Genomic DNA, 12,344 nt, shown 5'->3' on the forward strand with positions numbered 1-12,344 from the left:
GACATGACGAACATCCTGATCTCCGGCGCGAGCATCGCCGGCACCGCGACGGCTTACTGGCTGCGGCGGCACGGCTTCACCCCCACCGTGGTGGAGCGGGCGCCCTCGATCCGCGAGGGCGGCTACAAGGTCGACATCCGCGGCGTGGCGCTCGACGTGGTCGAGCGCATGGGCCTGCTCGACGCGGTCCGCGCCAGGAGCACCGACATGCGGATCGCGACACACTACGACGGCAAGGGCCGGCGGATCGCGGAGATGGACGCCGACCTGTTCGGCGGGCGCGAGGGCGCCGACGCCGAGATCATGCGCGGCGACCTCAACGAGCTCCTCTACGACCTGACCCGCGACGACGTGGAGTACATCTTCGACGACTCGATCACCGGCATCGCCGAGGACGGGACGGTGACGTTCGAGCGGTCGGCGCCGCGGCGGTTCGACCTGGTCGTCGGAGCCGACGGGATGCACTCCAACACGCGCGGGCTGGTCTTCGGCGCGGAGTCGGCGTTCGTGCGCGATCTCGGCTACTACATCTCGATCTGTACGGTCCCCAACCGTCTGGGCCTCGACCGCGAGGAGGCGGTCCACGCCGCCCCCGGCCGGACCGCGAACGTCTACAGCACCAAGCAGGACGGCAACGCCAAGGCGCTGTTCATGTGGTCGTCGCAGCCGCTCACCTACGACCGCCGCGACCCGGACCAGCAGAAGGAGCTGCTGACCCAGGCCATGGCCGGGGTCGAGTGGGAGGTGCCCGCGCTACTGGAGGCCGTGCGCGAGTCGACGGACTTCTACTTCGACTCCGTCAGCCAGATCCACATGGACCGCTGGTCCAAGGGCCGGGTCGTGCTGGTCGGCGACGCCGCCTACTGCGCCTCGCCGGCGTCGGGCCAGGGCACCAGCCTCGCCCTGGTGGGGGCGTACGTGCTGGCCGGTGAGCTGGCCTCCGGCGGCGGCGTGGACGGCTACGAGCGGGAGATGCGCGCCTTCGTGGACGCCAACCAGAAGCTGGGCCCGGCCAACGTCAAGGGCATGGTGCTGCCCTCACGCGCGGTCATCTGGTTCCAGACCAGGATGATCAGGCTGCTCCCCCACCTGCCCGGCCGTGACCGGATGATCGACCGCATCGCCGGGCCCATGGCCCGGGCCGCGACGGCCATCACACTGAAGAACTATATGGAATAAAGCGTTCCGTTCTGGTAGATTGGGAATCGAACGTTCCGTTCCGCATAAATGCCAGAAGGAGCCTGTCATGACGATCCTCGTCACCGGTGCCACCGGAACCGTCGGCCGCCTCATCGTCGACGAGCTCGCCCGGAACGGCCACCAGGTGCGTGCCCTGACCCGCGACCCGGCCAAGGCCGACCTGCCCGAGGGCGTGGAGGTCGTCGCCGGGGACCTGGCCGAGCCGGGCAGCCTCACGACCGCCTTCGAGGGTGTAACGGCCGTTCACCTCATCAACTTCGCCGGCGACGACTACGCGCCGCTGAAGACCGGCGAGCAGATCGTGGAGCTGGCCGTCAAGTCGGGCGTGCGCAAGGTCACCGTCCTGGGCGGGCGCGCCGACGGCCCGCTGGAGCAGGCCTTGGCCGCCAGTGAGCTGGAGTGGACGCTGCTGACGCCGGTCGAGTTCATGTCCAACACGCTCCAGTGGTGGGCCCAGACGATCAAGGCCGAGGGCGCCATCAGGGAGCCGTTCGGCGGCCGGCTCAGCGCCATGGTGCACGAGCGTGACATCGCCGCCGTGGCGGCCACCGTGCTGACGGGCGACGGCCACGCGGGCAAGACGTACACGCTGACCGGGCCGCAGGCCATCACCACCACGGAGAAGGTGCGCATCCTCAGCGACGCCGTCGGCCAGGAGATCCGCTTCGTCGAACTCTCCGAGGCCGAGGCCCGCGCGAAGTGGCGCGCCGACGGCATGGGCGCGGAGACGATCGAGTTCCTCATCGGCGCGCTCGGCAATACCCCCGAGATCGGCTACACGGTGGTCCCGACCGTCGAGCAGGTCACCGGCCGGGCACCGCGTTCCTTCGCCCAGTGGGCCGCCGAGCACGCCACGGCATTCAAGCGCTGAGCTCCGCGTAATGGCAGGCCGCCCGCGCGGCCGGCGTGGCGGGCAGGATGTCGAGCCGCTGCGACCTGCACTTGGCGTCCACCCCCGCCTCGGCTGCCTTGCCGGAAGCGAGCACCTGGCAGCGGGCGTGGAAGCGGCAGCCACCCGGGATCCGCGTCGGGTCCGGCGGCTCGCCGGTCAGCACGATCCGCTCGGGCGACTCCGGCAGCACCGACATCAGGGCCTGCGTGTACGGATGGCGCGGCGCGGTCAGCACCTGCTCGACCGGCCCCGCCTCGACGATCCGGCCGAGGTACATGACCGCCACCCGGTCGGCGATGTTCCAGGCCAGCCCGAGGTCGTGGGTGACGACCAAGGCCGACAGGCCCAGGTCCGCGCGGAGCCGGAGCAGCAGCGCGAGGATCTCGCCCCGCACCGAGGCGTCGAGCGAGGCCACCGGCTCGTCGGCGACCAGCACCTTCGGGTTGAGGGCCAGCGCGCCGGCGATGACCACGCGCTGACGCTGACCGCCCGACAGCTCGTGCGGGTAGCGCAGGAAGAACCGCTCAGGAGGCCGCAGCCCGGCCCTGGACAGCGCCTCGGCCACGATCTCCCGCTCGCCGGACAGGCCGTGGATGCGCGGTCCTTCGGCGACCGCCTCGTAGACGGTGTGCCGCGGGTTCAGCGAGCCCATCGGGTCCTGCAGGACCAGCTGCACGGCCTTCCGGTACGCCTTGAGCGCCTTGGAGTGGTAGTCCAGCGGCGTACCGTCATAGACGACCGTCCCCGAAGTGGGCCGTTCCAGGCCCATCAGCGTGCGCGCCAGCGTGGTCTTGCCGCAGCCGGACTCACCGACGAGGGCCACGATCTCGCCGGCGCCGATCGCCAGGTTCACCCCGTCGACCGCGCGGGCCCGCCGCCCGCGCGACGGGAACTCCACGTGCAGGTCACGGGCCTCCAGCAGGGTCTTGTGCCCCGTGGCGACGGTCTCCGAGGACGTCTCCGTCTCGGTCATGAGGCCTCCTCCTTCGCCCGTACGTGCACGCAGGCAGCGGTACGGCTGTCGCCCGCGGGCCAGAGCTCGACATCGAGGGTCGCGCACTCCTCCAGCGCCACCGGGCAGCGCGGATGGAAGGCGCAGCCGGTGGGCAGGTCCATCGGGTCCGGCGGATCGCCGCCGAGGCCCTTGGGCGCCAGCCGCGACACCGGGTCGCCGACCGTGGGGAACGCCGCCGCCAGTGCCCGCGTGTAGGGGTGCTTGGCCTCGTGGAACACCTCGCGCGACGGGCCGTGCTCCACGACGCGGCCCGCGTACATGACCGCGAGCTGCCCGCAGACGTCGGCGAGCACCGACAGGTCGTGCGAGATCATGATCAGTGAGATGTTCCGCTCGGCGATCAGCTCCTTGATCAGCGTCAGGACCTGGGCCTGGACCATCACGTCGAGCGCGGTCGTCGGCTCGTCGGCGATGATCAGCCGGGGCGAGCAGGCCAGGGCCATCGCGATCATCACGCGCTGCCGCTGGCCGCCGGACAGCTCGTGCGGGTAGCTGCGGGCCCGCCAGGCGGGCAGGCCGACCTGTTCGAGCAGCTCGGCCACCCGCTTGCCGGCCTGGTCGGGTTTGGCCAGGTTGTGCACCAGCAGCGGCTCGGCGATCTGGTCGCCGATCTTGCGGACCGGGTTGAGACCGTGCTGGGCGCCTTGGAAGACGATGGACGCCTCGGCCCAGCGGACCGCGCGCATGCGGCCCCAGTTCATGGCCAGGATGTCCTCGCCGTCGAGCAGGATCCGGCCGCCGACGCGGGCGTCACGCGGCAGCAGCCGCAGCAGCGCCATGGCCAGCGTCGACTTGCCGGATCCCGACTCACCGGCTACCCCGAGCGCCGCGCCCGACTCCAGTTTCAGCGACACTCCCCGTACGGCGGGCACCTCGCCGGAGGCGATCCGGTAGGTCACCGTGAGGTCGTCGAGTTCGAGGAGAGTCATGCGCCCGCCTTCCTGAGTCGCGGGTTGAGCACGGCCTCCAGCGCGCGTCCCACCAGCGTGAACGCCATGACGACGGCCAGGATGCAGAGGCCGGGAATGAGGATGTACCACCAGGCCGCGTTGGCGGGAGCGTTGAAGTCGTAGGACGCGCGCAGCATCGTGCCCCAGGAGGTCTTGTTCGAGCTGACGCCGAGGAAGGCCAGCGTGGACTCGGTGACGATCGCGCTGGCCACCTCCAGCGTGGTGCTGGCCAGCAGCAGCGGCGCCACGTTCGGCAGCACGTGCCGCGTGGTGATGTGCCAGTGCCCGCCGCCGAGCGCCTTCGACCGCTCGATGTACGGCCTGGCCTCCACGGACAGCGTCTGAGACCTGATCAGCCGGGCGGTGGACGGCCAGGTGGTGATGCCGATGGCCACGATGATCGTGGCCGTGCTGCCGCCCAGGATGGCCGCCAGCACCAGCGCTGTGAGCAGCGAGGGCAGCACCAGGAACCAGTCGGTGGCCCGCATGAGCACGGCCCCGATCCAACCGCGGAAGTGCCCGGCGGCGATGCCGATGACCGTGCCGATCACGATGCTCAGCAGGGCAGCGAGGAAGCCGATGAGCAGCGACGTACGCGAGCCCCACCAGACCATCAGCAGGATGGACCGGCCGGACTCGTCGGTGCCGAACGGCTCCGCGAGGCTGGGCGCCGCGAACTTGGCGCCCGTGCCGCTCACCACGCTGGTCACGCCGTCATCGATGAACAGCGGCGCGACCAGCGCCAGCAGGACTGCGGTGACGAGCACCACCAGCCCGGCCATCCCGGCCCGCTCCTGACGGAAACTGCGCCAGAAGCGGCCGAGCGCCAGACGCCTGCGAGACGTGGCCACGGCGGTCATGCCGACCTCACCCTCGGGTCGATGATGTGGTAGACCACGTCGGCCAGCGTGTTCATGAGGATCACGGCCACCGTGATCAGCATGAACGTGCCCTGCATGAGTGTGAAGTCAGGCACCCTGACCGCCTCGTAGAACAGCTGCCCGAGCCCCGGCCAGCTGTAGATCGTCTCGACGGTGACAGCGCCGCCGACCACGAAGCCGATGCGCATGAAGACCAGCGTCACCGTGGGCAGCAGCGCGTTGGGGACCGCGTGGCGGCGGCGCACCTGGTCGTCGCGCAGGCCCTTGGCGCGGGCCACGTTCACGTAGTCCTGGCTGACCTCCTCCAGCAGCGACGAGCGCATGACCAGCAGGTATTGGGCGTAGACCACGGCCACGAGGGTCAGGCACGGCAGCACCATGTGCATGCCCACGTCGAGCACGTAGGCGAAGCCGTCGGGCGCGTCCACGCTCTCGATGCCCCGGGTCGGGAAGATGCCGGGGATCGGCCCGATCCCGACGCCGAACACCATGAGCAGGAGCAGCCCCAGCCAGAACGTCGGCATGGACCACAACACCAGCGAGACACCCGTGGAGACCTGGTCGAAGCGGCTGCCGCGCTGCCATCCGGCCCGCTGGCCCTGCCAGATCCCGAGACCGACCGCGATGACCAGGCCGCCGCCCGCGAGCAGCAGCGTCGCGGGGAACCGCTCGCCGATGAGGCTGAGGACCGGCCGGTTGTACTCGTAGGAGGTGCCGAGGTCGAGGTGGAGCGTCTTGCCGACGAAGTCGAAGAACTGGTCGATCAGCGACTTGTCCAGGCCGAGCCGGTGCCGTTCCAGGGCGAGCTGCGTCGGGGTCATGTTGCGACCCTGCGCCAGGTTGCGCACGGGGTCGCCGGGCAGCAGCCGGAACACGAAGAACGTGCCGACGATCACCATCGCGATGCTGAACAACGCCCCGCCGACCTTCGACAGCGCGTACTTCAGCGTGCCGCGGTAGGCGGGGCGGTCATCACCGGAGCCCGCCGCCTGGACGGCGGGCTCCGCTGCTTCGAGCGGTGTGGTCATTCGCGCTCGTCGGCGACGCTCTTGCGACGCCGGGTCAAGAGGAAGGCCACGAGTCCGATGACCACCACGCCGCCGACCACACCGGCGATGAGGCCGGTGTTGGAGCCGCCGTCGCTGCCGGCCGCACTGGTGCCGCCCGTGGCCTTGACGTCCATGGCGTAGAACGGGTAGCCGCTGCTGCCGCCGTAGATCAGGCCCTTGTCCTCGGGGACCGGGGTGATACTGGTGATGCGGTCCTTGCGGTAGCCCTCAAGGTCGTTCGGGTAGTAGATCGCGATCACCGGAGCGTCGGTGTAGAGGCGCTCCTGCATCTTCTTGATGATCTCGACGCGCTTGGCCCGGTCGAGCTCCTTGAGCTGCTCCTGGTAGAGCTTCTCGAAGGTCGGGTCGCAGTAGAACGACTCGGTGCCGCCACCCTCGCCCGACGGGGTGGGCCGGCGGCTGCACAGGTGCGTGGCCAGGACCTCCTCGGGGTCGGGGTTGACCGACCAGCCGCTGATCGCGATGTCGTACAGCCCCGTGACGCCCGTCTCCTCGGCGAACTTGCTGGAGTCGAGCTTCACCGTGGTCAGCGTGACGCCGATCTCCTTGAAGAAGCCCGTCAGGTATTCGGCGAGCTTGTCCTCGATCGGGGTGTCAGTGTGGATGCTGAAGCGGAACTCCAGCTTCCTCTTGCCGTCGGGCATCGTACGGACGCCGTCGGCGCCCTTCTTGTAACCGGCGTCGTCGAGGATCTTGTTGGCCTTGGCGACGTCGTAGGTGACCTTCTGGTCGCCCGTGGCCTCCCAGAAGAACTCCTTGTACAGCGGCGGGATGATCGAGCCGTCGGCGGGCTTGGCCAGACCGCCCTGCACCTCGTCGGCCAGCTTCTGCTTGTCGATCGCGTAGTGCAGCGCGGTGCGCACCTTCGGGTCCTTCAGCGCGGGGTGACCGTCGCCGACGGGCTTGTTGTCCGTGGTGGTGGCGCCGGGGTTGACCTCCAGGTACGCCGCGCGGCGGCCCTGGGTGTTCCACTGCTCGATGTTGGGGTCGCCCTTGATCGACTCGAAGTCCGGCGGCGTCATGCGGCCGATCAGGTCGATGTCACCCTTCTTCAGACCGGCGATGGCGGCCTGCGGGTTGTCATAGAAGATGAACTGCAGTTCGTCGACCTTGGGCCTGCCCCGCCAGTAGTCGGGGTTGGCCTTGAGCTTGACGAACTGGTCCTTCTTGTGCTCGACCGCGATGTACGGCCCGCTGCCCACGGCCGGATAGACGTCGGCCTCGTACTTGGCCATGTCGGTGACCTTCTCCCAGACATGCTTGGGCATGATCGGGATCGGGTTCTCCAGCATGGACGCCTGCGGCGCCTTGGTCTTGATGACCAGGTCCTGGCCGTTGGCGGTGACGCTCTCGAAGTTCTCGACGGCCGGGCCGTTGGCGGTCTTGGCCGCGTCGTCCGTCATGACCTTGTTGAAGGTCCAGGCCGCGTCCTCGGCGGTGACCGGCTGACCGTCAGACCACTTGGTGCTGCGGATCTTGAACGTCCACGTGAGCCCGTCGGGCGAGGTCGTCCACGACTCGGCCAGATCCGGGCTGGGCTTCAGCGTCTTGGGGTCGGGCGTGGTCAGGAAGCTGTACATCTCGCGCTGGACCGCCGACGAGACCAGCCTGACCGCCAGGAACGGGTTCATCGAGTCCATCGCCTGCGTGGCGCCGATGCGGACGATCTTCTTCCCCGCTGCCGGTTCCGCGGCTTGGGCCGCCTGGCCCTGACCTGCGACTAATACCGCTACGCCCAACAGAGCCAGGCGTGCGAACCATTTCCTCATTGTGCCTCACCTTCAGGCGGGGGTGTCCTGTGTAGAGAAAGGCACACCATACGAACACTGCGTGTCAACGAGTGCCGGAAAATTGTTTCACCTTCGTTTCCTTGAGCGGTGTAAATTTTCAGACCGACTCAAGAACGGTCCCGTCGCTCACCCTCAGGCGACGATCGACGTGTACGGCGTCGAGCATCCGCCGGTCGTGGGTGACGAGCAGCAGCGTGCCTGGGTAGCTCGACAGGGCCGACTCCAACTGCTCGATCGCCGGGAGATCGAGATGGTTCGTCGGCTCGTCCAGCACGAGTAGATTAACGCCTCTAGCCTGCAGCAACGCCAGAGCCGCGCGGGTGCGCTCGCCGGGCGACAGCGTGTCGGCGGGCCGCAGCACGTGCGCGGCCCGCAGCCCGAACTTCGCCAGCAGCGTCCGCACCTCGGCGGGCGGCAGCTCCGGCGTCTGCGCGCCGAACGCGTCGAGCAGCGGCTCCCCGCCCTCGAACAGCCCTCTGACCTGATCCACCTCGCCGACCACAACGCCGGGCCCGAGCGTGGCGTGCCCCTCGTCGAGCGGGGTGCGGCCGAGCAGCGCGGCCAGCAGCGTCGTCTTGCCCGAGCCGTTGGACCCGGTGATCGCCACCCGCTCGGCCCAGCCGATCTCCAGGTCGACCGGGCCGAGTGTGAACGCGCCCCGCCTGACCACCGCGCCGCGCAGCGTGGCCACCACCGCGCCGGAACGCGGCGCGGCGGCGATCTCCATCCGCAGCTCCCACTCCTTGCGCGGCTCCTCGACCACCTCGAGGCGTTCGATGAGCTTCTCCGACTGGCGGGCCTTGGCGGCCTGCTTCTCGGTCGTCTCGATGCGCGTGTTGCGGCCGATCTTGTCGTTGTCGGTCGCCTTGCGCCGGGCGTTCCTGACGCCCTTCTCCATCCAGGCCCGCTGCGTCCTGGCACGGGACTCCAGCTGGGCGCGGGTGTCGGCGTACTCCTCGAAGCGCTCGCGGGCGTGCCTCCTGGCCACCTCGCGCTCGTCCAGGTAGGCCTGGTAGCCGCCGCCGTACAGGTGGATCTGCTGCTGGGCCAGGTCCAGCTCCAGCACCTTGGTGACGGTCCTGGCCAGGAACTCCCGGTCGTGGCTGACCACCACCGTGCCGGCCCGCAGGCCCTGGACGAAGCCCTCCAGCCGGTCGAGCCCGTCGAGGTCGAGGTCGTTGGTCGGCTCGTCGAGCAGGAAGAGGTCGTAGCGGCTGAGCAGCAGCGAGGCCAGCCCCGCGCGGGCCGCCTGGCCACCCGACAACGAGGTCATGGGCTGTTCCATGCTCACCGGCAGCCCGATCTCCGCCGCACGATCCTCCAGGTCGGCGCCGCCGAGCGCGAGCCAGCGCTCCAGCGCGACGCTGTAGGCGTCGTCGGCGCCCGGCCGCGCCTCGACCAGACCCTGGGTGGCGTCGTCGAGCTCCCGCTGCGCCTGCTCGACGCCGGTGCGCCTGGCCAGGAATTGTCCGACCGTCTCACCGGGGCGGCGCTCCGGCTCCTGCGGCAGGTGGCCGACCGTGGCCGTGGCCGGGCTGAGGCGTATGGAGCCCTGCTCGGGCCGATCGATCCCGGCCAGCAGGCGCAGCAGTGTGGACTTCCCGGCGCCGTTGGCCCCGACGAGCCCGATGACGTCGCCGGGGGCCACCACCAGATCCAGGTTCGAGAACAGGATCCGCTCGCCGTGCCCCGCCGCAAGGTCCTTGACCACCATCGTCGCGCTCATGTAGGCCGATGCTACTAACGTGAGCCAAATGTCTCGCTGGCCCGTGCTCGCCGCCGCTGTCGTCACCGTCGTGGCCGGGCTGGGGGTGCGGCTGCTGTGGGACGGACCGTTCGCCAAGTACGCGGGCGACGCGCTCTACACGGTCCTGATCTACCTGCTGGTCGTGCTCGTCCTGCCGCGCGTCCGGCCGGTGTGGGCCGCGCTGGGGTCGGCCGCGCTGAGCTGGGCGATCGAGTTCGCCCAGCTCTGGGAGATCCCGCCGCTGCTGCGGCCGCTGCTGGGCAGCACGTTCAACCCGCCCGACCTGTTCTGGTACGCCGTGGGCGCTGTCGTGGCTTGTGCTGCGCATTTAGCGACGAGGTCCACATTTAGGTAAAGAACGGTCCTTACCAGCTCGAAACTCCGCTGTAACGCCTTGCCTGTGACATGGAAATGGTCTAGAGATAGACCAAATCCTAGAGAGTCCTCCGCCGCGCATCCCCCCAAGGAGACCTCAATGACCACAGAAGAGGATTCCAGGCGCCTCGCCGAGCTCGGTTACAAGCAGGAGCTGTCAAGGACCTGGAGCGGTTTCTCCAACTTCGCCATCTCCTTCTCCATCATCTCGATCCTCGCCGGCTGCTTCACCACCTTCGGTCAGGCCTGGAACAACGGCGGTCCCATCGCCATCTCCTGGGGCTGGCCGCTGATCTCCGTCTTCATCCTGATCATCGGTCTCTGCATGTCGGAGCTGGTCTCCGCGTACCCGACGGCGGGCGGCATCTACTGGTGGGCCGCCACGATGGGCAAGCCGATCCACGGCTGGTTCACCGGCTGGCTCAACCTGATCGGTCTCATCGCGGTCACCGCGTCGGTCGACTACGGCTGCGCGACATTCCTGAACATCACCATCAACCGGCTCACCGGCGGCGGCTGGGACGCCTCGCTCGGGAACGCGTTCCTGCTGTTCGTGATCATTCTGGTGCTGCACGCGCTGATCAACATCTACAGCCACCGGCTCATCTCAATGCTGCAGAACATCTCGGTCTGGTGGCACGTGGCGGGTGCCGCGATCGTGGTGGCGATTCTGATCTTCGCGCCGAGCCACCACCAGACGGTCGGCTTCGTCTTCACCGACACCATCAACAACTCCGGCTTCGGTGACGGCGACGGCGGCATACCGTTCTGGTTCTACGTGCTGCCCCTGGGCTTCCTGCTCACGCAGTACACGATCACCGGCTTCGACGCCTGCGCGCACGTGTCGGAGGAGACGCAGGGCGCCTCCACGGCGGCCGCCCGCGGACTCTGGCAGTCGATCTTCTACTCGGCGATCGGCGGCTGGATCCTGCTGCTGGCGTTCCTGTTCGCCGCGACGAACGTGGACGAGATCAACAAGCAGGGCGGCTTCGTGGGCGCCATCTTCGAGACCGCCCTCTCCTCGCCGCTGGCCACCGCGATCTTCGCGATCTCCACGATCGGTCAGTTCTTCTGCGGGATGAGCTGCGTGACCTCGATGTCGCGGATGACCTACGCGTTCTCGCGCGACGGCGCCGTGCCGGGCTGGCGGCTGTGGTCGAAGGTCGACCGCAACCGGACGCCGGTCAACGCGATCCTCGCGGGCTGCGTGGTGGCCGCGCTGATTACCCTGCCCGCGCTCTGGGCGCCGGCCGGCTCGACCACTCCGGTGGCCTTTCTCGCCGTCGTGTCGATCGCGGTCATCGGGCTCTACCTGGCGTTCCTCATCCCGATCTGGCTGCGGCTGCGCATGGGCGACAACTTCCGGCCCGGCCCGTGGACCCTTGGGCGGAAATATCGGGCCATGTGCTGGATCGCCTGCGTTGAGATCGTGATCATCTCGATCTACTTCATCATGCCGATCAAGCCCTCAGCGATCCCCGGCAACGAGAACTTCACCTGGACAGACGTGAACTACGCGCCGGTCCTGGTCGGGGTCGTGCTACTCGGCATCGCCCTGTGGTGGAAGCTGTCGGCCAAACACTGGTTCACCGGGCCCCGCCGGACCATCGACGAACTGCCCATGCCTTAAGACGCTTACGACGCTTCAAAGGCCGTGGCCACGGCCGCGCGGACGGTGTCCATGGACGTGGCCTCCAGCTCTCTCTTGAGCGAGGTCATGTCCACGTCGGGCATGCCGCAGGCGACAGCCCAGTGCCACGGCTCCAGGTCGCCGTCGACGTTGAGCGCGAAGCCGTGGCTGGTGACGCCACGGCTCTGCCGCATCCCGATGGACGCGACCTTGCGCCCCGTCTCGGATGTCCAGACGCCGGTCAGCAGCTCGGAGCCGGGCGGGGTGTCGCGGCGCTCCGCGGGCAGCCCCAGCGCGCCCAGGGCCTCGACCAGCCGGAGCTCCACTTCCCGTACGTAGTCGACGATGCCCTCCTCCTCGCCCAGCTTGACGATGAGGTAGCCGACGAGCTGGCCGGGACCGTGGTAGGTGAGCTGGCCCCCGCGGCCGGTCTCGACCACGGGGATGCCGCGCGACGGGTCCGGCAGGTGGGTCACCGGCGTGCGGCGCCCGACCGTGTAGACCGACGGGTGGCTCAGCAGCCAGAGCGTGTCCGGCCGCTCGTCTCGTTGGCGCTCACCGACGAGGTCGGTCATGCGCTCCATCGCCTTGTCGTAATCGACGAGCTCATCCTGGACGAGTGTCAGCGGCCTTGCCTTCATGCGTTCCAGGATAGGACGCAGCGCGGCCAGCACCGGATCGCCCCGGTTTGCCCCGGAGGCGTTCCCCCTTTGCCGGCCCAGTGCGGGAGGCGGCGGAGGTGATGTGCCGTCGGCCGACCAGCGGCGGTGTCGCTTGTACACCGTGATGCGTTG

General features: G+C 68.9%; 11 protein-coding genes. 4 read left to right on the forward strand and 7 right to left on the reverse strand.

Annotation, left to right across the window (positions count from 1 at the left end):
• The first annotated feature begins 3 nt into the window (after positions 1-3).
• Both ACGFJ2_RS33040 and ACGFJ2_RS33045 read left to right on the forward strand, forming a co-directional pair.
• Positions 4-1,179, forward strand: a complete 1,176-nt coding sequence (locus tag ACGFJ2_RS33040) for an FAD-dependent monooxygenase (protein WP_358185467.1) — start codon at positions 4-6, stop codon at positions 1,177-1,179.
• Between the two features lie 67 nt (positions 1,180-1,246).
• Positions 1,247-2,071: an NAD(P)H-binding protein gene (locus ACGFJ2_RS33045; RefSeq protein ID WP_393474930.1), complete on the forward strand. Its 825-nt coding sequence runs from the start codon at positions 1,247-1,249 to the stop codon at positions 2,069-2,071.
• Here the strand turns inward: ACGFJ2_RS33045 and ACGFJ2_RS33050 are convergent.
• The 6 genes from ACGFJ2_RS33050 to ACGFJ2_RS33075 all read right to left on the reverse strand — a co-directional run bounded on the left by ACGFJ2_RS33050 (position 2,061) and on the right by ACGFJ2_RS33075 (position 9,524).
• On the reverse strand, positions 2,061-3,065 hold the full coding sequence (locus ACGFJ2_RS33050) for an ABC transporter ATP-binding protein (RefSeq protein ID WP_357959075.1): 1,005 nt from the start codon (positions 3,063-3,065) through the stop codon (positions 2,061-2,063). The genes ACGFJ2_RS33045 and ACGFJ2_RS33050 overlap by 11 nt on opposite strands.
• Positions 3,062-4,036 (reverse strand): ABC transporter ATP-binding protein, encoded by a 975-nt coding sequence (locus tag ACGFJ2_RS33055; RefSeq protein WP_393474933.1) that lies wholly within the window; start codon positions 4,034-4,036, stop codon positions 3,062-3,064. The genes ACGFJ2_RS33050 and ACGFJ2_RS33055 overlap by 4 nt, the downstream gene beginning before the upstream one ends.
• Positions 4,033-4,917, reverse strand: a complete 885-nt coding sequence (locus ACGFJ2_RS33060; protein ID WP_393474936.1) for an ABC transporter permease — start codon at positions 4,915-4,917, stop codon at positions 4,033-4,035. The genes ACGFJ2_RS33055 and ACGFJ2_RS33060 overlap by 4 nt, the downstream gene beginning before the upstream one ends.
• A complete protein-coding gene (locus ACGFJ2_RS33065; protein ID WP_358185452.1) occupies positions 4,914-5,966 on the reverse strand; it encodes an ABC transporter permease in 1,053 nt (350 codons plus the stop codon). Before ACGFJ2_RS33065 ends, ACGFJ2_RS33060 begins: the two co-directional genes overlap by 4 nt.
• Positions 5,963-7,777: an ABC transporter substrate-binding protein gene (locus ACGFJ2_RS33070; RefSeq protein WP_393474939.1), complete on the reverse strand. Its 1,815-nt coding sequence runs from the start codon at positions 7,775-7,777 to the stop codon at positions 5,963-5,965. The genes ACGFJ2_RS33065 and ACGFJ2_RS33070 overlap by 4 nt, the downstream gene beginning before the upstream one ends.
• 118 nt (positions 7,778-7,895) lie before the next feature.
• The gene (locus ACGFJ2_RS33075; protein ID WP_357959090.1) at positions 7,896-9,524 is read right to left on the reverse strand and encodes an ABC-F family ATP-binding cassette domain-containing protein; all 1,629 of its coding nucleotides are present in this window, start codon (positions 9,522-9,524) and stop codon (positions 7,896-7,898) included.
• A 28-nt stretch (positions 9,525-9,552) separates the two neighbouring features.
• Here ACGFJ2_RS33075 and ACGFJ2_RS33080 point away from each other — a divergent pair, with 28 nt between their 5' ends.
• Positions 9,553-9,900, forward strand: coding sequence for a DUF2809 domain-containing protein (locus ACGFJ2_RS33080; protein ID WP_393474942.1), 348 nt, complete (start codon positions 9,553-9,555; stop codon positions 9,898-9,900).
• Between the two features lie 120 nt (positions 9,901-10,020).
• Positions 10,021-11,550, forward strand: a complete 1,530-nt coding sequence (locus tag ACGFJ2_RS33085; RefSeq protein ID WP_357959096.1) for an amino acid permease — start codon at positions 10,021-10,023, stop codon at positions 11,548-11,550.
• A 5-nt stretch (positions 11,551-11,555) separates the two neighbouring features.
• Here the strand turns inward: ACGFJ2_RS33085 and lipB are convergent, their stop codons facing one another.
• Positions 11,556-12,191, reverse strand: coding sequence for a lipoyl(octanoyl) transferase LipB (gene lipB / locus ACGFJ2_RS33090; RefSeq protein WP_357959099.1), 636 nt, complete (start codon positions 12,189-12,191; stop codon positions 11,556-11,558).
• Between the last annotated feature and the right edge of the window lie 153 nt (positions 12,192-12,344).

Source organism: Nonomuraea sp. NPDC049028, from assembly GCF_043197735.1.
Taxonomy (GTDB): domain Bacteria; phylum Actinomycetota; class Actinomycetes; order Streptosporangiales; family Streptosporangiaceae; genus Nonomuraea.

Coding starts and splice junctions, on each gene's coding strand:
- ACGFJ2_RS33050 (WP_357959075.1), bottom strand. CDS start 3,065: ATGACCGAGACGGAGACGTCCTCGGAGACCGTCGCCACGGGGCACAAG.
- ACGFJ2_RS33085 (WP_357959096.1), top strand. CDS start 10,021: ATGACCACAGAAGAGGATTCCAGGCGCCTCGCCGAGCTCGGTTACAAG.
- ACGFJ2_RS33075 (WP_357959090.1), bottom strand. CDS start 9,524: ATGAGCGCGACGATGGTGGTCAAGGACCTTGCGGCGGGGCACGGCGAG.
- ACGFJ2_RS33055 (WP_393474933.1), bottom strand. CDS start 4,036: ATGACTCTCCTCGAACTCGACGACCTCACGGTGACCTACCGGATCGCC.
- ACGFJ2_RS33070 (WP_393474939.1), bottom strand. CDS start 7,777: ATGAGGAAATGGTTCGCACGCCTGGCTCTGTTGGGCGTAGCGGTATTA.
- ACGFJ2_RS33080 (WP_393474942.1), top strand. CDS start 9,553: ATGTCTCGCTGGCCCGTGCTCGCCGCCGCTGTCGTCACCGTCGTGGCC.
- lipB (WP_357959099.1), bottom strand. CDS start 12,191: ATGAAGGCAAGGCCGCTGACACTCGTCCAGGATGAGCTCGTCGATTAC.
- ACGFJ2_RS33065 (WP_358185452.1), bottom strand. CDS start 5,966: ATGACCACACCGCTCGAAGCAGCGGAGCCCGCCGTCCAGGCGGCGGGC.
- ACGFJ2_RS33040 (WP_358185467.1), top strand. CDS start 4: ATGACGAACATCCTGATCTCCGGCGCGAGCATCGCCGGCACCGCGACG.
- ACGFJ2_RS33045 (WP_393474930.1), top strand. CDS start 1,247: ATGACGATCCTCGTCACCGGTGCCACCGGAACCGTCGGCCGCCTCATC.
- ACGFJ2_RS33060 (WP_393474936.1), bottom strand. CDS start 4,917: ATGACCGCCGTGGCCACGTCTCGCAGGCGTCTGGCGCTCGGCCGCTTC.